The organism is Erwinia pyrifoliae DSM 12163, from assembly GCF_000026985.1.
GTDB classification, from domain to species: Bacteria; Pseudomonadota; Gammaproteobacteria; order Enterobacterales; family Enterobacteriaceae; genus Erwinia; species Erwinia pyrifoliae.
The window spans coordinates 2,815,728-2,834,909 of sequence record NC_017390.1 but is presented as its reverse complement, the minus strand read 5'-3'; the positions used below and the strand labels follow the sequence as shown (position 1 = coordinate 2,834,909).

The window sequence follows — 19,182 nt, the reverse complement described above, 5'->3', positions numbered from 1 at the left end:
TCAGCAGACCCTTTCGTGCATATTCCGCTGTCAGTAGAGCAGGGAATAGAGCTGACGGCGATATTTGGCTGCCAGCGCATCTCCGGTACCGAGCGCGGCTAGGATCTCCTGCAGCATTTTGCGCGCCTGACCATCGGCAGCAGTGAGGTCTTGCTTCAGGTGGCTGAACAGCAGCTCCAGCGCTTCTTCATTACGCCCGACCTGATGAAATTGCAGAGCCAGCTGGGTTGCCAGTTCGGCATTATCAGGTTCAGCCCCAATTTGCTGCTGCAGCTGCTGAATTTCCGGGGTGTCTGCCGCCTGTTTCAGCAGGTCAATCTGTGCCACCAGCCCCTGATAACGCGTGTCCTGATCCTGCAACGGCACCACGTTAAGCACCGCCTCGGCCTCTTCACTGCGGTTCAGGCCAATTAAAACCTCAGCCAGCAGAAAACCGATATCGCTGCGCTGTTTGCTCAGCGCCCAGGCGTCTTTCAGCAGCGGCAGGGCTTCAATCAGTTTATTTTCGTCCATCAGCTGCATGGCCTGCTGCGCCTTCAGCTCTTCTTCCTTCGGCAGCACTTTTTCCAGCAGGGCGCGCACCGCTTCTTCCGGCTGCGGCCCCTGGAAGCCGTCCACCGGCTGACCGTTCTGGAACAGATAAACGGTTGGGATCGAACGCAGACCAAACTGCTGTGCCACGGCCGGTTCGGCATCACAATCCAGCCTTGCCAGAACAAACTGACCGGCGTACTCCTGCGCCAGACGATCCAGCAGCGGCGTCAGCTGCTGGCAATGCTGGCTGCGCTCTGACCAGAAATAGAACAGCACGGGAACCTGCATCGACTGTTCCAGCGTCTGGTGCAGGTTAGTTTCATTAATCTCGACAATCTGCGCTTGTGATGACATCAATTCGTCTCTTTTTACGTAAGTTTAGTACTGTATTGGGGCGGCAGGTAGCGCTTCAAGGCTCGGCGCTTAATTCTGGCGTAAAATACGATCCATTATCCAGCCTGGCAGCAAACGGCGTAACAGGCTGATGCCATATGTGACCAAGGTCACAGGATAGCGCAGGCGCGGATGCTGGCTCTCCAGCGCATGGTGCAGCCTGGGCAAAATTGCTTCCGGCGGCAGGGTAAAGCGTGCGGCAATGCCCGGGTTCTTCACCGGCCTGTCCTGCTGCGCCTGCTGAACATTATTGCTGAAGCGGGTGCTGATTGGCCCTGGCTCAATCAGGCTGACGCGCACCCCGCTGCCGTGCAGCTCCATGCGTAACGCGTCAGACCAGGCTTCCAGCGCGTATTTGCTGGCGGCGTAGGCACCGCGTTTCGGCGTGGAGATCAGCCCCATCACCGAACTGGTATTGACGATGCGCCCATTGCCCGAAGCCAGCAGGGCAGGCAGTAACAGCATGGTAAGCTGGTGGGTGCCAAACAGGTTGGTGGCAAACTGCTGTTCCAGCTGCTGACGTGATATCGATTGCAGCGGGCCATACAGCCCGAATCCCCCGTTGTTAAACAGGCCAGACAGGCAGCCATCGCATAGCGTGAGGATGTCATCTGCCGCGTGCGCAACGCTGGCGGCATCATCAAGATCCAGCAGCACACCGCTGAACCCCAGCTGGTTCATCCGCTCCACGTCCTGGGGTTTACGGCAGCCGGCGATCACATGGTAGCCACGGCGCAGCAGGTCGTTAGCTGCGACCAGGCCAATCCCGCTGGAACAGCCGGTGATCACGATACTTTTTTGCATAACTTTTTGTGCTCTTAATAAACCTGGTTCATCGCAATGGACTGAGAACTAATCTGGTTTTTATGTGCTATTTGTCAGAGTGGGGCAACGTCTTGTGCTCTATTTCATTACCCATCATTCCCCACGCTATCCGATGCCTGATGCTTAACTAAGAAAGCCAGCTGTTTTGCCATCAAATCGGCAATAAAAGGCTGGGCCACCGGATTAGGGTGAATGCCGTCATCCTGCATCCATTCCGGCTTCAGGTAGACCTGTTCCATAAAGAACGGCACCAGCGGGATCGCATGCTGACTGGCCAGTCTGGGATAGATGGCGGCAAATGAATCGGTGTAGCGCTTGCCGTAGTTGGCCGGTAGCCGCACCTGCATCAGCAGCGGCTGCGCCTTTGCCGCCTGGATTTGAGCAATGGCCTGATTCAAATCCTGCTCGACCTGCTGCGGAGGGAAACCACGCAACCCATCGTTACCCCCCAGCTCAATCAGTACCCAGCGCGGCTGATGTTGTTTCAGCAGCGCCGGAAGTCGGGCCAGTCCCTGTGCCGTAGTATCGCCGCTTATGCTACCGTTAATGATAGCAGGGGATTTTTGCCATTTCTCATTGAGTAACGCGGGCCATGCGGCACTGGCGGACATGCGGTAACCGGCGCTCAGGCTGTCGCCCAGCACCAGCAGCGTATCTGCCGCCGCCGCACGCAGCGTCATAAAAGCCACTAAAAACAGGAACGGGTAATGCCAGCGGAAAACATTCTTGAAGTTCATCATCTTAGTAAGTCCGTCGGTCAGGGGGAGCATCAGCTATCTATCCTTACCGGAGTTGAGCTGGTTGTCAAACCGGCTGAAACCCTTGCCCTGATCGGCGAGTCGGGATCGGGCAAGTCAACCCTGCTGGGGATTCTGGCCGGACTGGATGACGGCAGTGCGGGAGAAGTGATGATGCTCGGCCAGCCGCTGCATCAGATGAATGAGGAGCAGCGCGCAGAGCTGCGGGCGCAGAATGTCGGCTTCGTCTTCCAGTCGTTTATGCTGGTGCCAACGCTCAACGCCCAGGAGAACGTGCAGCTCCCGGCGTTGCTGCGCGGTGAGAGCGACAGGCAGAGTCGTGAACAGGCGGCTGCGCTGCTGGGCCAGCTTGGGCTGGGCGAGCGCCTCGGCCATCTGCCCGCCCAGCTTTCCGGCGGTGAACAGCAGCGCGTGGCGCTGGCCCGCGCCTTTAACGGCCGCCCGGCGCTGCTGTTTGCCGATGAGCCCACCGGCAATCTGGACCGCAAAACCGGCGATCGTATCGTCGATCTGCTGTTCAGCATGAACCGCGATCACGCCACCACCCTGATCCTCGTTACCCATGATGAACAGCTGGCCGCACGCTGTGACCGGCGTTTGCGTCTGCGTGACGGCAAGCTGTGGGAGGAAGCATGATCTGGCGCTGGTTCTGGCGCGAGTGGAAATCCCCCTCGCTGCTGATCGTCTGGCTGGCGCTGACGCTGGCGGTGGCCTGCGTGCTGGCGCTCGGCTCGCTCAGCGACCGCATGGAAAAAGGGCTGACGCAGCAAAGCCGTGACTTTATGGCCGGTGACCGCACCTTAAGCAGCGCACACGAGGTGCAGCCGCAATGGCTGGAACAGGCGCGAGCCGAAGGGCTGCAAATCGGACGGCAGCTAACGTTTATGACCATGACTTTTGCCGGTGATACGCCGCAGCTGGCCTCGGTGAAGGCGGTGGACAGTCTCTACCCGATGTACGGCCAGCTGACCACCGCCCCAGCCGGGCTAAAACCGGCAGCGGGCGCGGTGCTGGCCGCGCCGCGCCTGCTTGAACTGATCGACCGTAAAGCCGGGGAAAACCTCGAAGTGGGTGATACCACGCTGCGTATCAGCGGAGCAGTGATTCAGGAGCCGGATGCGGGCTTTAACCCGTTCCAGACCGCGCCGCGCCTGCTGATGAACCTGGCCGATGTGGAAAAAACCGGCGCTGTCCAGCCCGGAAGCCGGGTGACCTGGCGCTATAAATTCTCCGGCAGCCCGGCGCAGCTGGCACGATATGACAGCTACATTGAATCACGCCTTACCCCGGAACAACGCTGGATCAGCGTCGAAAACTCCGGGGACGCGCTGGGTAAATCGATGCAGCGCGCCCAGCAGTTCCTGCTGCTGTCGGCCCTGCTGACGCTGATGCTGGCGATTGCCGCCGTGACGGTGGCGATGAACCACTATTGCCGCAGCCGATACGATCTGGTGGCGGTGTTGAAAACGCTTGGCGCGAATCGCCGCGCCTTGCAAAAGCTGATCGTTGGCCAGTGGCTGGCGGTGCTTCTGCTGGCAGGGCTGGTCGGTAGCGCCATTGGCCTGGGTTTTGAAACCTTGCTGTTGTCCCTGCTGCGCCCGGTTTTGCCGGGGGAACTACCGGCCGCCAGCGGCTGGCCGTGGCTGTGGGCGCTGGGATCCTTATTGACGATTTCACTGCTGGTCGGGCTGCGGCCGTATCGCCTGCTGCTGGCCACTCAGCCGCTGCGCGTATTGCGCCGTGACGCGGTGGTGAATATCTGGCCGCTGAAGTTTTATCTGCCGGCCATGCTGCTGGTGGTGATCGGCCTGCTGGCGCTGCTGGTGGGAGGAAGCAAGCTGCTGTGGGCGCTGGTGGCTGGCATTGTGCTGCTGTCGTTGCTGCTGGGGGCAATCGGCTGGGGCGGACTGTTGCTGCTGCGGCGTCTGACGCTGCGCAACCTGGCATTTCGCCTGGCGGTCAACCGCCTGCTGCGCCAGCCGTGGACCACCCTTAGCCAGCTGGCGGCATTTTCGCTGTCGTTTATGCTGCTGGCGCTGCTGCTGGTGATGCGCGGCGATTTGCTGGACAGGTGGCAGCAGCAGCTGCCGCCGGACAGCCCGAACTACTTCCTGCTAAATATCACCGCACGGCAGGTGCCGCAGGTGACGTCATTCCTGCAACAGCATCAGGTGCAGCCGGAAACCTTCTATCCGGTGGTGCGTGCGCGCCTGACCGCTATTAATCAGCAGCCGGCAGATCCGGCACAGGATGAATCACTCAACCGTGAATTGAATCTGACCTGGCTTAAAGCGTTGCCGCAGCACAATCCGCTGACCGCAGGCAGCTGGCCGCCGCAAAAAGGGGAAGTCTCGATCGAGCAGGGGCTGGCCGAGCGGCTGGGGGTAAAACTGGGTGATAGTCTGACTTTTACCGGAGATACCCAGCAGTTCAGCGCTAAAATTAGCAGTCTGCGTAGGGTGGACTGGGAGAGCCTCAGGCCAAACTTCTTCATTATTTTCCCGCCTGGCGCGCTCGATAACCAGCCGCAGACCTGGCTGACCAGCTTCCGCGTCAATGACGATAACGCGCTGCTGGCGCAGCTTAACCGCCAGTTTCCGACCTTAAGCCTGCTGGATATCGGCACGATTTTGCGTCAGATAGGCCAGGTGCTGGCGCAGGTGAGTCAGGCGCTGGAGATCATGGTGGTACTGGTGACTGTCTGCGGCGTGCTGCTGTTGCTGGCACAAATCCAGGTCGGGATGCGCCAGCGGCGGCAGGAGCTGGTGGTGTACCGTACGCTGGGTGCCAGCAAGAAGTTGCTGCGTGCCACGCTGTGGTGCGAGTTTGCACTGCTTGGCGTGGTATCGGGCGCGGCGGCGACCATCGGGGCTGAAGTGGCGCTGTGGGGATTACAGCGCAAGGTGTTTGACTTCCCTTGGCAGCCGGACTTTATGCTGTGGCTGGCGCTGCCGTTAACCGGTGCGCTGCTGCTATCGCTGTGCGGCGGCTGGCTGGGCTTGCGTCTGCTGAAGGGCAGGGCGCTGTTCCGGGGATATGAGGCGGGCTGACGGCGGGGCGATGTGAAGCGGCGGGCCTGAACTTATCACTTTCAGCCCGCCGTATTGCTGGCTTAAGCAAGTTTATCCACGGCCCAGGCAATACCGCTGGCATATTCCGCAGGCAGCATTGGCACCAGCGCATTGAGCGCGGTGCCAAGTGCCAGCGGGCTGGCGTCTGCCAGATTCAGGTGGCCGACCTTACGCCCGGCGCGCACCTCTTTGTCGTACCAATGCAAATGCACCAGCGGCTCCCTGAGCCACGCGGTATTGATGTCGGTGCCGATCAGGTTGACCATCACTGCCGGGGTATTGACCACCGGGGTGGGCAGCGGCAGATCGAGAATGGCGCGCAGATGCAGTTCAAACTGGCTGATGGACGCGCCGTTCTGCGTCCAGTGACCACTGTTATGCACCCTCGGAGCCAGCTCATTGATCAGCAGACCTTCCGGCACCACGAAGCACTCCATCGCCATCACGCCAACGTAGTTCAGCTCATGCATAATCGCCGACAGCATGCGTTCCGCCTGCTGCTGGTGCTGCGCATCGACGTCTGGCAGCATCACGCTGGTACGCAGTATGCCGTCCTGATGCAGGTTATGGGTCAGCGGGTAGAACACCGTGCTGCCGTCGTGGCCGCGCGCGCCCACCAGCGACATTTCACCCGAGAAGTTGATGCCCCGTTCGACGATACATTCGCCGTAGCATTCGCCGGGCAGCGTAGCGGTTTCGCTGGCGCGCAGACGCCACTGGCCACGCCCGTCGTAGCCGCCGGTACGGCGTTTAACGATTGCCAGTTCGCCGAGGGTAGTGAACACCTGCGCCCACTGGTCGGCAGCGGATAAGAGCTGCCAGGGTGCCGTTGCCAGGCCAAGCCGGTCAAGCAGCTGTTTCTGCGTCAGGCGATCCGCCAGCAGCGGGAAAATATCGCGATTAACAAAGGCGCGATGATCGGCAAGCTCGCGCGTCAACGCGGTTTCCGGCCAGCGCTCGATTTCGGCGGTGATGACGCTTTGCGCCATCGGCAGCGTCTGCGGCTCGGCGTCAAGGCCGACCGGATAAACGGCGATCCCCAGCGGCTCCCCGGCCTGGCGCAGCATGCGCCCGAGCTGACCGTTACCTAAAATGCAGACCGGTTTCATGCTTCCTCCCGGGGGTCCGGATGGTTCAGCACCTCGTCAGTCTGCGCCTGTCGCCAGTCCGCCAGGCGCAGCGCCAGGCCGCTGTCGTGCAGCGCGAGGATCTGCGCCGCCAGCAGGGCGGCGTTGGCTGCCCCGGCTTTACCAATCGCCAGCGTGCCTACCGGAATGCCGCGCGGCATTTGGACGATGGAATACAGGCTGTCTACCCCGCTTAGCGCGGCGCTCTGTACCGGCACGCCGAGTACCGGCACCCGCGTTTTCGCTGCCAGCATACCCGGCAGATGCGCCGCGCCGCCTGCCCCGGCAATAATCACCTGATACCCGTTATCCGTGGCACTTTCGGCAAAGCTGAACAGCTTGTCTGGCGTGCGGTGGGCGGACACCACTTCACAGTGAAACGGAATGTCCAGACTGGTGAGGACTTCCGCAGCAAATTGCATGGTGGCCCAGTCACTTTTTGAACCCATAACAATAGCAATGCGGGCCGGTGCGGCGTTGGATGACATGCGGGTCTGACTCCTGTGATTGTAAAACGTCACCGTGGCAGCGCAGAGACTGGCTACCGGGTGGGAAGGGCAGAGAGAATATCATGACTGTGCGGCAAGGAAAACGGTTGCGTAGCGCGAAACCGCGCCAGTTACGCTTCAGAACGGGAAGGAAATCAGCCTGATCTCGTCACTGCTGACCCGGATCATGGAGCCTTGCTGGTGCCAGGCTCCCAATACCAGACGCTGCGCCGGCTGGCCGTTGATTTCAAGCGGGTGTACCGCCGGACGATGCGTATGGCCGTGGATTAACAGCGGGGTATTGTGGCGACACATTGTTTTGATCACCGCCTGCTGATTAACGTCCATAATCGCCATATCCTTACTGCTGTTAGCCTGTTTGCTACCGTCACGCATTTTTAACGCGATACGCTGGCGTATCAACAGCGGCAGGGCGAGGAACAGCTTTTGCAGCCAGCGCTGCTGCACCTTCTGACGAAACCGTTGGTAACCGCTATCGTCAGTGCACAGCGTGTCGCCGTGCATGACAAGCAGGCGCTTGCCGTACAGTTCCAGCACCTGTTCTTCCGGCAGCAGCGTCATTGCGGCCGAGCGGGCAAAGCGCTTGCCCAACAGAAAGTCGCGATTACCGTGAATAAAGTAGCAGGGGATGCTGAGCTGACGCAGCGCGTGGGCGATCTGCGCGTGCAGCGGATTGGGATCGTCGTCACCAATCCAGGCTTCAAACAGGTCACCAAGAATATACAGCGCATCAGCGTGCTGTGCTTGATGGTGCAAAAATTGCAGAAAACCGGCAGTGATTGCCGGTTCTTCACGACACAGATGGAGATCTGCGATAAACAGCGTGTGCGGCATTATTCGCTGACGGTCACTTTCTGAATGATCACGTCATCTTTCGGCACATCCTGGTGCATGCCGCTGCGGCCGGTAGAGACGGCTTTGATTTTCTCAACCACGTCCATTCCTTCAACCACTTCAGCGAACACGCAGTAGCCCCAGCCCTGCAGGCTTTCGTCACGGAAGTTCAGGAAGTCGTTGTCTGCCACGTTGATAAAGAACTGGGCAGTGGCAGAGTGTGGAGCCTGAGTGCGCGCCATTGCCAGGGTGCCTTTGGTATTTTTCAGGCCGTTGCTGGCTTCGTTACGGATCTCGTCTTTGGTGTCTTTCTGCTTCATGCCTGGCTCAAAACCACCGCCCTGGATCATAAAACCGTTGATCACACGGTGAAAGATGGTGTTGTCGTAAAAGCCTTCGCGGCAGTACTCAAGGAAGTTTTTTACGGTAGCCGGGGCTTTATCATCAAAAGTTTTGATGACGATATCGCCATGATTAGTCTGGAAAGTAACCATTTTCTCATCCTGTCAGGGTTTGAAGTATTTAACAGTGGGCGCAGGAAGTGCAGACAAATAATCTGCCCCTGGCGGCAGACGGCTTTTATACCACAAATTGTGACGGCTCGTCAGCAACGCTGCAAAGCGGGGCTGGGGGATAACTTTGCTTTGCGTAGCGCTGCACGGAAAAATACGTCAGAATATTATACACACTAAATTATCGTTAACCCCGCACACGCTTAAAACGGAATGTCTCAATGCTAAAGATTTACAACACCCTGAGTCGTCAAAAAGAGGAATTTAAACCCATACATGCCGGTAACATCGGCATGTACGTGTGTGGCATTACCGTTTACGACCTGTGTCATATCGGCCACGGCAGAACCTTTGCCGCTTTTGATGTTGTGGCGCGTTATCTGCGTTACAGTGGTTATCAGCTGAAATATGTGCGTAACATCACCGATATAGATGACAAAATCATCAAACGCGCGAACGAAAACGGCGAATCTATCGAGCGGTTGACCAATCGCATGATCGACGAAATGCATAAAGACTTCGCCGCGCTGAACATTCTGCCGCCGGATCTGGAGCCACGCGCCACGCGCCATATTGCAGAGATTATCGAACTGGTCGAGAAGCTGATTACCCGTGAGCATGCTTATGTTGCCAGCAATGGCGATGTGATGTTCTCCGTTGACAGCGATCCGCAATACGGTTCGTTGTCGCGTCAGGATCTGGATCAGCTTCAGGCCGGCGCTCGCGTTGAGGTGGCTGCCGATGTGAAGCGTAACCCGATGGACTTTGTGCTGTGGAAGATGTCCAAAGCAGATGAACCTGGCTGGGCTTCCCCGTGGGGCAACGGCCGTCCGGGCTGGCATATTGAGTGTTCGGCAATGAACTGCAAACAGCTGAGTGAGCACTTCGATATTCACGGCGGCGGTTCTGACCTGATGTTCCCACACCACGAGAATGAGATCGCCCAGTCCACCTGTGCTCATGATGGCCCGTATGTGAACTACTGGATGCACTCCGGCATGGTGATGATTGACCGTGAAAAAATGTCGAAATCGCTGAACAACTTCTTTACCGTGCGCGATGTGCTGCAGCACTACGATGCGGAGACGGTGCGCTACTTCCTGATGTCCGGCCACTATCGCAGCCAGCTAAACTACGGCGAAGATAACCTCAACCAGGCGCGTTCGGCGCTGGAGCGCCTGTATATTGCGCTGCGTAACACCGATACCCGCGCCACTCCGGCCGGCGGCGAAGAGTTTGAGGCGCGCTTTCGCGAGGCGATGGATGACGACTTCAATACCCCGGAAGCCTATTCGGCGCTGTTTGATTTAGCGCGAGAAGTCAACCGCATGAAGGGGGAAGATCCGGCGGCAGCGGATGGCCTGGCGGCGCGCCTGCGCGTGTTGGGCGGCGTGCTTGGCCTGCTGGAGCAGGATCCGCAGCAGTTCCTGCAAAGCGGTGTCAATATCAATGATGAAGAAGTGGCGCAGATCGAAGCGCTAATCCAGATGCGTATCGATGCGCGTAAAGAGAAAAACTGGGCGCAGGCCGACGTGGCGCGTGACCGTCTGAACGAGATGGGCATTGTGCTGGAGGACGGTGCCGGTGGTACCCGCTGGCGCCGCAAATAAGTTGAAGTGAGAATATAAAAAGCCCTGAATTTTCAGGGCTTTTTTTCATTGCGACCTTAATCTGCGCAGCGCGACGCAGGGTTAATGGGTACTGTTAAAATCAATCACCATGCGGCCAACGATTTTTCCGCTTTCCATTTCATGGAAGATCGCGTTGATGTCCTGCAGCGGGCGGCGAGTGACTTTGGGTACAACTTTGCCTTCAGCCGCGAACTGGAAAGCTTCAGCTAAATCTTCACGCGTGCCGACCAGCGAGCCGACGACCTGGATGCCGTCCAGCACCAGACGCGGGATATTCAGGCTCATCGATTCCGGCGGCAGGCCCACTGCCACAATACGGCCACCTGCGCGCATCGCATCCACCGCAGAATTAAACGCCGCTTTGGCAACGGCTGTTACCACGGCAGCATGTGCGCCCCCCGTGCGTTGCTGGATCAGCCGTGCCGCGTCTTCATTACGCGAGTTGATCACCATATCGGCCCCCATCTCTTCGGCAAATTTCAGCTGGGCATCGCTGACGTCAACGGCGATGACTTTGGCATTAAACACATTTTTTGCGTACTGCAGCGCCAGATTGCCCAGACCGCCAAGGCCATAGACAACCAGCCATTTTCCGGGAGAAATACCGGAGATTTTCACCGCCTTGTAGGTAGTGACACCGGCGCAGGTAATGCTGCTGGCGACCGCAGGATCGAGACCGTCAGGCACCTTAACGGCATAATCCGCCACCACGATACACTCTTCGGCCATGCCGCCATCGGCGGTATAACCGGCGTTGATCACCTCTCGGCACAGGGTTTCATTGCCGCTGTTGCAGTATTCACAATGGCCGCAGCCTTTGAAAAACCACGCCACGCTGGCACGGTCGCCGGGCTTGAGGGAGGTCACGCCCGGACCGACAGATTTGACTACGCCAATCCCTTCGTGCCCAAGGATAACGCCGGTTTTATCGCCGAAATCTCCGTTTTTGACGTGCAGGTCGGTGTGACAGACCCCGCAACACTCCATAGTGAGCAGGGCTTCGCCATGCTGCAGCGCGCGGAGGGTTTTCTCTACCACATCAACCTGATGATCGTGAGTGACGACAGCAGCTTTCATCGTGAACCTCTTCAGTTTATAAGGTGTATAACATCAGCTTAGCGCCAGCGGTCAGCTATATATTGATATACATCAAGCCACTACAGTATAGACGGGGACGCGGAATCAGATGATTAAGAGATAAGCGCTGGGTATGCTTGCAGGCATAAAAAAAGCTGCCCAAAAGGACAGCCCTGCGTGAAAGACAGATTGAATCAGGCGGTCACGGTCACGCTGTTGCCGTCGAAAACCACCTTCTGACCGGCGACAATTTTGCAGCGCTTGCGGGTTTCCACCGTGCCGTTAACCGTCACATGGCCTTCAGCGATAACCGATTTTGCCATTGCGCCGCTTTCTACCCAGCCTTCCAGCTTCATCAGGTCACAGAGATCAACATGAGGATGATCGCCCAGAGAGAAAGTTGCCATTATGCTGATACTCCATCGTCGTTGCTTTCACAGGCTTGCAGGGTGTTCTGGATCAGTGTGGCAACGGTCATCGGACCTACGCCGCCCGGTACTGGGGTAATCCAGGCCGCACGCGTTGAGGCCTGGTCAAAATCGACATCGCCGACCACTTTGCCGCTTTCCAGACGGTTGATACCGACATCAATCACGATGGCGCCAGGCTTAATCCATTCGCCGGGAATAAAGCCGGGCTTGCCAACGGCAACCACCAGCAGATCGGCATTTTCAATGTGCTGACGCAGGTTTTTGGTGAAGCGATGAGTCACGGTGGTGGTACAACCGGCGAGCAATAGTTCCATGCTCATCGGGCGGCCAACGATATTGGAGGCACCCACCACCACGGCGTTCAGGCCGAAAGTATCAATCTGATAACGCTCCAGCAGCGTAACGATGCCGCGTGGCGTGCACGGGCGCAGCGTCGGTGCGCGCTGGCACAGGCGGCCTACATTATAAGGATGGAAGCCGTCGACATCCTTGGCGGGGGAGATATGCTCAAGTACTTTGGTATTGTCGATACCGGCAGGCAGCGGCAGCTGCACCAGGATACCGTCAATGTCTGCGTCATCATTCAGCTCGCTAATCAGATCCAGCAGCTGCGCTTCGCTGGTGCTGGCGGGCAGATCGTACGAGCGCGAAAGGAATCCAACCTCTTCACAGGCACGACGTTTACTGCCGACATATATCTGTGAAGCCGGGTTTTCACCAACCAGCACTACGGCCAGACCTGGCGCTCGCTTTCCGGCAGCCAGACGCTGCTGAACTAACCCGGCAACTTCATTGCGCACCTGCTGCGCAATCGTTTTACCATCAATAATTTTTGCTACCATCAGAGAGGGGATCCATCTGTGTTAAGTAAATCGGGAATTGCGCCTATTTTGTCAGAAGCGGACCGCGCTGTCAGGCACAGATTGGCAGGATATTGTTCATAACTTCGGCATTGAATGCCTTGCGGCAGTAAAATCGTTGACTCAGCAGATGCTGGCCGTATAATCCGACGCATTCACTATGCGCCCTTAGCTCAGTTGGATAGAGCACCGGCCTTCTAAGCCGTAGGTCACAGGTTCGAATCCTGTAGGGCGTACCAATTAAAATCAATGAGTTACCCGATTCTTAAACCAGCCTGATTTACACCTTGTGTCGTTTTTGTGTCGCTAACACTTAAAAGCGCGTCAATTTTGCACGCATGTTCGGTTAAGTGGTTCGGTGCAAGATGAGCATATCGGCGAACCATTTCTATGCTTTCCCATCCACCCATTTCCTGCAGCGCTGACAGTGGAACGCCGGACTGTATCAGCCAGCTTGCCCACGTATGCCGAAGATCATGAAATCTGAAATCAGTGATTCCGGCTCGTTTAAGACTGCCACGCCATGCGCTGTTATCATCTTTTCTCATTTTTCTGACAGCTTCTGTTTTTGTACCATCAGATCGCGTGGATGCTTTAGTGTGAACAAACACCCAGCGAGAATGCCTCCCTATCTGCCCCCGCAGAACCCGGCACGCTGTATCATTCAGGGCTACGCCAATAGCCTTGCCTGCCTTTGCATTCTCTGGATTTATCCAGGCCACTTTTCGCTGCAGGTCAATCTGGTTCCACTCAAGGTCGAGTATGTTGGATCTGCGCAACCCGGTTACAAGTGCAAAAGTGACAACTGGGCGTATGCTTTCAGAACAGCATTCCAGTAGCCTGTTTGCCTCCTCTCGGGTAAGCCAGCGAATCCTTTTGCTCACCAGCTTTTTGGTTTTTATTACAGGAGCCGTCTTTATCCACCCCCATTCCTTAATGACCTGAGCAACTACAGCGGCAGCATGATCACCCGCTACGCTACCCGGCTACTGATGATTACCGGGTTAAGGACTATCGAACTCCGCGCCTCTGAATGGCCTGATATCGATTTTGATAAGGGTATCTGGCAGATCCCCGCCGAACGTATGAAGATGCGCCGCCCCCACATAGTACCCATTTCCAGCCAGGCTAAATCGTTACTTGAAGCAACCCACCAGCTAACCGGGCGGGGTAAGTACGTTTTCCCAGGTCGTAATGATGCGGGTAGGATTAGGGTGGGCGCGGCGGCTAAGGGATTGGGGCTGGATTTGTAGCAGAATGTCGGCAGTGGTTCGCACTGCTGGTGCGCGGTGGGGGCAGGTTAAACGTTCAGGGCTTCCCGCCGTCAGTACCGCCGCCTGAATATGAAATTAACGCTAACCCGGTTTTTTCTGTTTTCAGGTTATATAGTGCGCTATGTTTTTGTAACTTACTGAAATACAATGTTAATATATTTTTTCGGTATATTTTCATTTAGTCATAAAGCCAGTATCCTGCTTTAGCTGACTCAATAAACATTTTGAGTGTTAAAGGTGCTTTGCTGGAATTATCGGGGTCCCTGTTAAAAACTGATTTCGTTTTCCACGGGAAATACCTGAGCATATTGAAATTTTCGCAATTGACATTAATCTCAACCGATAAATCTTCTACCAGTGCCGCCAGGTCTTCACTTTCGAAAGTTTCCTGTAACGGCTCATCATCAGAAATGACGACTTGTTTAAACAGGGTTGTCACTTTTGGTAGATGTTCAAGAATGTATTCCCGGAGTTGCTCATTGCTATCGCTCTTCACCAGATTTTATCCTCCGGGCGTGCGATGGTGTTGTACCTGTTAACCGTATGATAACTAATCATCGTGACATCCACAGCCAGAACTACCCATCCAAGAACAGGTACTGCTCTGCCAGCGAATGAACCTAAGTTGTTAACCCAGAAAATCTTTATGCCTCTCATAGAAAATGATTTTTTGGTAAGAGTTGGCAGGACTCTGGTACGAAATTTGTAGCTCAAATGTTTGCGAAAATAAAGCGAAGCTGGTGAAGTGCCGGGCGTAGCAGTTATGGGTTTTCCGGGAATGCCGATAATGTTGTTTCCCAGAATTATTGACGCGACACCAATTACGTCTTGTACGCCCAATTGCTTGAGCATCTCATCTACCATTACCCAGAAAAGAAACTCCTCTGAGCTAAGCTTACTAAGCCCGTTAAAAAAATACGTTCCGTTAAGTTCTTCTACTGTGTCCATTCATCATTCCCTGTTATTGAAATTGCCATTTCGTAGATTACTTTACCCCGAAGGTTAAGCGGCAGTTCTACAGTACTGACCTTATGCAAGAACCTGACTGAGTACCATCAGAGTAAGTCCTAAAGCCCGTTAGCGAACTGTAAAACAATGTGGAACATAAGGCTAATAACCGACTCGCACCGCTTCCCCGTCTATAGCCTCACCCTTAACGCCTTCATCGCGTACCACCAGACAGGANCCGGGCAGGCCATACCGGGAGCAGTTACACCAGATACCTTTACCGTCACCGCTTTGTGTCGTGTCCTGTCTGCGCTCAAAGCTGGTNACCTTCTCTAACAGGCCATCTTTCACCATCGTTTCAAGACTGCGCCGGGTAGATTCCAGATGGTGCCTGGTATCGAAGGAGTCCAGCCCGCAAACCAGAAAGGCCAGCCCGGACACATCAAACGGCGGCTCTCTAATCTCACCCGTCACCCATTCGAGGTTACCCGGCTGGTGGTAGCTCAATATCTCTTTTTTACGGGCTGTCATTCGCATGGCTGGTGGCATTCCTTAATGTATGAGGCATCTATCATANAATAAGAAACAGGCGGGTAGAATTAGGGCTAGCGGTCTCCTCAGGAGGCATCATCAGTATGCCGGAAGATCTCTAAAAGTGNATGGCACCATTATGCGGGATGCTTACAATGTAATAGTTACGGTATTCGTCATAAAATTTTGATAATGAATTTACATTCTCAATTACAAGGGTTAAGATTTAGATATAAGAATATTCTGTAATTAAAACCAACAAACCATCGTAAAAACATATGCTTACTGAAAATGGCGTTTTCATTTTAGCTTCCTTGCAACCTCTCACGGCCTGAAACTGAGAAGTAAAATTTTAGATTCATACCTTTTTACTTTCTGGATGGTAATGTAATGACAAAAATGATAAGAAAAACAGTGTGTTCTGAATGGGTGATCAGAAACATCCTTTACTGGATGAGTAATGTCACTCGCTGGAAGCTTGATGAAGGCGATGAGCACTGGCTCGTGTTGTTCGAACCTTTCAATGATGAGGTTGAGTTCGAGTTTGAACGGCTCCTTAATGACTACAAGCTCAGGGAGAAGCTTCAGGCACACACGGGGCACGTCAGGTCTTCAATCATCGACAATGTTCTGAGGAGCATCGATTCGAGACTTGCCGAATGATTTCGATGCCCTTCAACTTTGACCGCCTGAACAATGGCAAAGTCTTCATCAGCAACTTCGCTGGCTTTCACAGCTTCGTCGATAAGGAAGAACTAAACCTTCTTGCCGATAACAACTCTCCTTCAGAGCAATTCACTTCCCGACTTCTTGAAAGCAGATTGTTCATTGCAGCCGATGCTACTCAGGCAGTTTCACAAGCTTCCCTGAGTTCTGCCTTCGCCAAACGACTGATGAACGAGTTAGCTGTCAGACCTATCTTCTGAAGTGGTCAACAAAAACTGGCCACCGCGTTAGAGTTTTTCCAGTATCGATTTTCTGATTCGTTTGGTGGCAACCCACCATTATATTCGTGCGGCCTGAGTGCGCTGTAATATCCAACGATGTAGTCCGTTATGGCGTGAGTCGCATCGCTGAAGCTTACGTAACCTGTCACTGGCACCCATTCGTTTTTCAGACTCCGAAAGAAGCGTTCCATTGGGCTATTATCCCAACAGTTTCCACGCCGGCTCATACTCTGCCTGATCCGGTAGCGCCACAGTAACTGCCGGAACTGCCTGCTCGTATAATGACTGCCCTGATCGCTGTGGAACATCACTCCTGCGGGCTTACCGCGAGTTTCCCATGCCATTTCCAGTGCTTTCATGGTGAGTCTACTGTCCGGCGAGAACGACATTGCCCAGCCCACTGGCTTTCTTGCAAACAGGTCGAGAACAACAGCGAGGTATACCCAGCGTTTGCCTGTCCAGATATAGGTCACATCACCGCACCACACCTGGTTTGGCTCTGTTACGGCGAACTGTCGCTCAAGGTGATTCGGGATAGCAACGTGTTCATGACCGCCACGCTTATACCGGTGAGTCGGCTGCTGGCGACTGACCAGCCCCAGTTCTTTCATGAGCCGGCCAGCAAGCCAGCGCCCCATCTGATAGCCTCTCTGGGTTGCCATTGTGGCGATGCTTCTTGCTCCGGCCGAACCGTGGCTGATGCCATGTAGCTCAAGTACCTGACTTCGTAACACAGCCCGTCTGCCGTCTGGTTTTTCAGGACGATTTTTCCAGTATTTATAGCTGCTGCGATGAACCCCAAACACATGGCAGAGAGTGGCCACAGGATAACGCGCCCTGAGTTTCCCGATTATCGAGAACCGTTCAGGGAGTCTGACATCAAGAGCGCGGTAGCCTTTTTTAATATTTCGTTTTCCATTTCAATACGTTGTAGCTTTTTCTTCAGCTCACGTATTTCGATTTGTTCCGGTGTTATCGGAGAGGCTTTTGGTGTTTTGCCCTGCCGCTCATCACGCAGTTGCTTGACCCATTTTGTCATCGTGGAAAGACCGACATCCATAGCCTTAGCGGCATCAGAGACGGTGTAGTTTTGATCAACAACCAACTGAGCGGATTCACGTTTGAATTCAGGACTAAAATTTCTTCTTTTCATTGGAGCACCTGTGTTGTTCTGAGGTGAGCATATCACCTCTGTTCAGATGGCCAAATTCAGTAAACCACTTCAATCGCCTGTGCAAATCAAAGCCCGAAAATCCTCAGTTTTATCTGCCAAATTTGCTTGTTACTGAAACTGAACTCGATTCCAGACTTCCAGCATATTTTGCAGACTCGGTTGTAAGCAAAGAACTTTTCGATTCTATAGAAGATGGTGACATTGGCATCGTCAACAACGGCAACATGCTCCGGGTGATTCTGTCTCGTAGAGCGAACCATAACACTGTTCTTGTCACTGAAAGGTGCAATAACAGTTGCCTGTTTTGTTCTCAGCCTCCAAAAGCGGGAAACGATGACTGGCTTCTTAACCAGTCCGCTCTCGCTATCGCTTCCTTCTCACTCAATGGAGTTGTGGGAGTGAGCGGGGGAGAGCCTTTGCTATATGGCGAAGACTTCCTGCATTTTCTGGATTTCATCATCGAAAACTCCCCTGACACAGCACTACATGTTTTAACCAATGGGCGGAAGTTTGCAGATGTCAGCTTTACCCAGCAGATGAAAGAACGAAGCGATAAGATCAAAATCACTTTTGGCATTCCGCTTTATTCTTCAAGAGCAACAGTGCATGACTACCTGGTCGGAAGCGAGGGTGCATTTGATGAAACGGTCAGGGGACTTATAAATGCCGGTAACTCAGGTATCAACATCGAACTGAGAATCATCCCTACTCAGACTAACTACACAGAGCTTGATGACATCGTAGAGTTTGCTGGTCGTGTTTTCTCCAACATTAACCAGATCTCCCTGATGGGGCTGGAGTCGATTGGATGGGCCCGCAAGAACTGGTCATCAATCTTCATTGAACATGACTGCTATAGCGAAAAGATTCTCTCGGCTTTAGACACCGCACACAGGTCAGGTATCCCTTTTACCATCTTCAACTATCCACTATGCCATCTTCCCGAAAGAGTTTGGGGTTTTGCAACACAGTCGATCTCTGACTGGAAAAATTACTATCCAAAAGAATGTGATGAATGCACTCAGAAGTCTTCCTGTGCTGGTTATTTCAGTTCATCAAAAGGCCGTTTTCATCAACCTCCGAGACCAATAATATGAAAAAGTTTAATTTCGCTGCTCTGCTTCCGGGATTTTTGGCTCTAAACAACTCAGTCTGGGCAAGTGATTCATCTACAGGCGCCAGCGATTTACCTGGCATGACCTTAAATGAACATGATCTGGTGATTGCACCGCTCAACACCGAAGTGCCTTTCTACATTGGCGGACACAGAAGTCACAGTTCTCACCGTAGCCACAGCTCTCACCGTTCTTCATCAGGCGGTGGCTACTATGGTGGAAGCACTCCCTACTATCCCAAAACGTACAGCTCACCAAGTACCTCAGACTCTTCCAGTTCAGAAAGTCCTTCGTCATCGTCTTCTTCATCTGTCCGTTCACTTCGTTCTAACGATACTAATACCTCTACAACTACAAACTCAGCAGAAACGACAGGAGCCAATCGTGCCACTGGTGGGCTGACTTCGGATACTGAAAAACGTAAGCGGTTGATCATGCGAGTGCAGTTCGCCTTACTCGATAAGGGGTTCTATAACGGAAATATCGACGGAAGCATGGGACCTGCGACAAGGACCGCTATTAAGAATTATAGAGTTGCAAATGGACTGCCTGCTCCAGTAAGAGAAACATTAGATACTCAGTTATTAAACTCTTTAAATATACTGGCCCGATAAAATATTGCGGGTAAATG

At 54.3% G+C, this 19,182-nt stretch carries 20 protein-coding genes, 1 tRNA gene and 3 pseudogenes; 9 read left to right on the top strand and 15 right to left on the bottom strand.

The features are described from left to right. Window positions 1-30 precede the first annotated feature (30 nt). The 3 genes from EPYR_RS12885 to tesA form a co-directional block, all read right to left on the bottom strand. Window positions 31-888: a co-chaperone YbbN gene (locus tag EPYR_RS12885; RefSeq protein WP_012668824.1), complete on the bottom strand. Its 858-nt coding sequence runs from the start codon at window positions 886-888 to the stop codon at window positions 31-33. Window positions 889-957: 69 nt separating this feature from the next. Then, window positions 958-1,731, bottom strand: a complete 774-nt coding sequence (locus EPYR_RS12880) for an SDR family oxidoreductase (RefSeq protein ID WP_012668823.1) — start codon at window positions 1,729-1,731, stop codon at window positions 958-960. Between the two features lie 107 nt (window positions 1,732-1,838). Next, window positions 1,839-2,492 carry a multifunctional acyl-CoA thioesterase I/protease I/lysophospholipase L1 gene (tesA, locus tag EPYR_RS12875; protein ID WP_014539258.1) on the bottom strand — a complete coding sequence of 218 codons (654 nt, stop codon included), beginning with the start codon at window positions 2,490-2,492 and terminating at the stop codon, window positions 1,839-1,841. On the opposite strand from tesA, the gene ybbA reads away from it, so the two are divergent. Further along, the gene (ybbA, locus tag EPYR_RS12870; protein WP_012668821.1) at window positions 2,460-3,146 is read left to right on the top strand and encodes a putative ABC transporter ATP-binding protein YbbA; all 687 of its coding nucleotides are present in this window, start codon (window positions 2,460-2,462) and stop codon (window positions 3,144-3,146) included. The two genes, tesA and ybbA, sit on opposite strands and share 33 nt — an antisense overlap. Then, window positions 3,143-5,560, top strand: coding sequence for a putative ABC transporter permease subunit YbbP (gene ybbP, locus EPYR_RS12865; RefSeq protein ID WP_012668820.1), 2,418 nt, complete (start codon window positions 3,143-3,145; stop codon window positions 5,558-5,560). The genes ybbA and ybbP overlap by 4 nt, the downstream gene beginning before the upstream one ends. 62 nt (window positions 5,561-5,622) lie before the next feature. On the opposite strand, the gene purK is transcribed toward ybbP, so the two are convergent. From purK to ppiB, 4 genes are all read right to left on the bottom strand, one after another. Further along, window positions 5,623-6,690 (bottom strand): 5-(carboxyamino)imidazole ribonucleotide synthase, encoded by a 1,068-nt coding sequence (purK, locus tag EPYR_RS12860; protein ID WP_012668819.1) that lies wholly within the window; start codon window positions 6,688-6,690, stop codon window positions 5,623-5,625. Beyond that, the gene (gene purE / locus EPYR_RS12855; protein ID WP_012668818.1) at window positions 6,687-7,196 is read right to left on the bottom strand and encodes a 5-(carboxyamino)imidazole ribonucleotide mutase; all 510 of its coding nucleotides are present in this window, start codon (window positions 7,194-7,196) and stop codon (window positions 6,687-6,689) included. Before purE ends, purK begins: the two co-directional genes overlap by 4 nt. A gap of 138 nt (window positions 7,197-7,334) precedes the next feature. Continuing rightward, window positions 7,335-8,051 carry a UDP-2,3-diacylglucosamine diphosphatase gene (gene lpxH, locus EPYR_RS12850; protein ID WP_012668817.1) on the bottom strand — a complete coding sequence of 239 codons (717 nt, stop codon included), beginning with the start codon at window positions 8,049-8,051 and terminating at the stop codon, window positions 7,335-7,337. After that, window positions 8,051-8,545 (bottom strand): peptidylprolyl isomerase B, encoded by a 495-nt coding sequence (gene ppiB / locus EPYR_RS12845; RefSeq protein WP_004156470.1) that lies wholly within the window; start codon window positions 8,543-8,545, stop codon window positions 8,051-8,053. The genes lpxH and ppiB overlap by 1 nt, the downstream gene beginning before the upstream one ends. A gap of 239 nt (window positions 8,546-8,784) precedes the next feature. Between ppiB and cysS the strand changes: the two genes are divergently transcribed. Then, window positions 8,785-10,173: a cysteine--tRNA ligase gene (gene cysS / locus EPYR_RS12840; protein WP_012668816.1), complete on the top strand. Its 1,389-nt coding sequence runs from the start codon at window positions 8,785-8,787 to the stop codon at window positions 10,171-10,173. A gap of 81 nt (window positions 10,174-10,254) precedes the next feature. Here cysS and adhP read toward each other — a convergent pair whose 3' ends face one another. The 3 genes from adhP to folD form a co-directional block, all read right to left on the bottom strand. Next, entirely contained in the window at window positions 10,255-11,271 is a 1,017-nt protein-coding gene (adhP, locus tag EPYR_RS12835; RefSeq protein ID WP_012668815.1) for an alcohol dehydrogenase AdhP, read from the bottom strand. A 194-nt stretch (window positions 11,272-11,465) separates the two neighbouring features. Next, a complete protein-coding gene (gene ybcJ / locus EPYR_RS12830) occupies window positions 11,466-11,678 on the bottom strand; it encodes a ribosome-associated protein YbcJ (RefSeq protein ID WP_012668814.1) in 213 nt (70 codons plus the stop codon). Beyond that, window positions 11,678-12,544: a bifunctional methylenetetrahydrofolate dehydrogenase/methenyltetrahydrofolate cyclohydrolase FolD gene (gene folD / locus EPYR_RS12825; protein ID WP_012668813.1), complete on the bottom strand. Its 867-nt coding sequence runs from the start codon at window positions 12,542-12,544 to the stop codon at window positions 11,678-11,680. The genes ybcJ and folD overlap by 1 nt, the downstream gene beginning before the upstream one ends. A 180-nt stretch (window positions 12,545-12,724) precedes the next feature. On the opposite strand from folD, the gene EPYR_RS12820 reads away from it, so the two are divergent. Then, window positions 12,725-12,801: transfer RNA gene (locus EPYR_RS12820), tRNA-Arg, on the top strand. Between the two features lie 15 nt (window positions 12,802-12,816). Here the strand turns inward: EPYR_RS12820 and EPYR_RS12815 are convergent. Next, window positions 12,817-13,494 (bottom strand): annotated as a pseudogene (locus EPYR_RS12815) (site-specific integrase); the annotation flags it as partial. Here EPYR_RS12815 and EPYR_RS12810 point away from each other — a divergent pair. Further along, a pseudogene (locus EPYR_RS12810) lies at window positions 13,486-13,770 on the top strand (tyrosine-type recombinase/integrase); the annotation flags it as partial. The pseudogenes EPYR_RS12815 and EPYR_RS12810 sit on opposite strands and share 9 nt — an antisense overlap. Before the next feature lie 244 nt (window positions 13,771-14,014). Here EPYR_RS12810 and EPYR_RS12805 read toward each other — a convergent pair. The 3 genes from EPYR_RS12805 to EPYR_RS12795 form a co-directional block, all read right to left on the bottom strand. Further along, the gene (locus EPYR_RS12805; RefSeq protein WP_012668810.1) at window positions 14,015-14,332 is read right to left on the bottom strand and encodes a DUF1493 family protein; all 318 of its coding nucleotides are present in this window, start codon (window positions 14,330-14,332) and stop codon (window positions 14,015-14,017) included. After that, entirely contained in the window at window positions 14,329-14,784 is a 456-nt protein-coding gene (locus tag EPYR_RS12800) for an STM2901 family protein (RefSeq protein ID WP_041474025.1), read from the bottom strand. Before EPYR_RS12800 ends, EPYR_RS12805 begins: the two co-directional genes overlap by 4 nt. A gap of 162 nt (window positions 14,785-14,946) precedes the next feature. Continuing rightward, window positions 14,947-15,321, bottom strand: a complete 375-nt coding sequence (locus EPYR_RS12795; protein ID WP_012668808.1) for a hypothetical protein — start codon at window positions 15,319-15,321, stop codon at window positions 14,947-14,949. 384 nt (window positions 15,322-15,705) lie between these two features. Here EPYR_RS12795 and hxsD point away from each other — a divergent pair, with 384 nt between their 5' ends. Both hxsD and EPYR_RS12785 read left to right on the top strand, forming a co-directional pair. Next, window positions 15,706-15,978 carry a His-Xaa-Ser system protein HxsD gene (gene hxsD / locus EPYR_RS12790; RefSeq protein ID WP_041474024.1) on the top strand — a complete coding sequence of 91 codons (273 nt, stop codon included), beginning with the start codon at window positions 15,706-15,708 and terminating at the stop codon, window positions 15,976-15,978. A 5-nt stretch (window positions 15,979-15,983) separates the two neighbouring features. Then, window positions 15,984-16,238, top strand: a pseudogene (locus tag EPYR_RS12785) (His-Xaa-Ser system radical SAM maturase HxsB); the annotation flags it as partial. 8 nt (window positions 16,239-16,246) lie between these two features. On the opposite strand, the gene EPYR_RS12780 reads toward EPYR_RS12785, so the two are convergent. Then, window positions 16,247-17,415 (bottom strand): IS3 family transposase gene (locus EPYR_RS12780; RefSeq protein ID WP_104945030.1). Its coding sequence is split into 2 segments (ribosomal slippage): window positions 16,247-17,166 and window positions 17,166-17,415, totalling 1,170 coding nucleotides; the frame shifts between segments, so codons are not numbered across the junction. A gap of 23 nt (window positions 17,416-17,438) precedes the next feature. On the opposite strand from EPYR_RS12780, the gene hxsC reads away from it, so the two are divergent. Together hxsC and hxsA are read left to right on the top strand one after the other, a co-directional pair. Then, complete coding sequence (gene hxsC / locus EPYR_RS12770) at window positions 17,439-18,533, top strand: His-Xaa-Ser system radical SAM maturase HxsC (RefSeq protein ID WP_014539248.1); 1,095 nt, start codon at window positions 17,439-17,441, stop codon at window positions 18,531-18,533. Further along, a complete protein-coding gene (gene hxsA, locus EPYR_RS19425; RefSeq protein WP_012668806.1) occupies window positions 18,530-19,165 on the top strand; it encodes a His-Xaa-Ser repeat protein HxsA in 636 nt (211 codons plus the stop codon). Before hxsC ends, hxsA begins: the two co-directional genes overlap by 4 nt. Window positions 19,166-19,182: the final 17 nt, after the last annotated feature.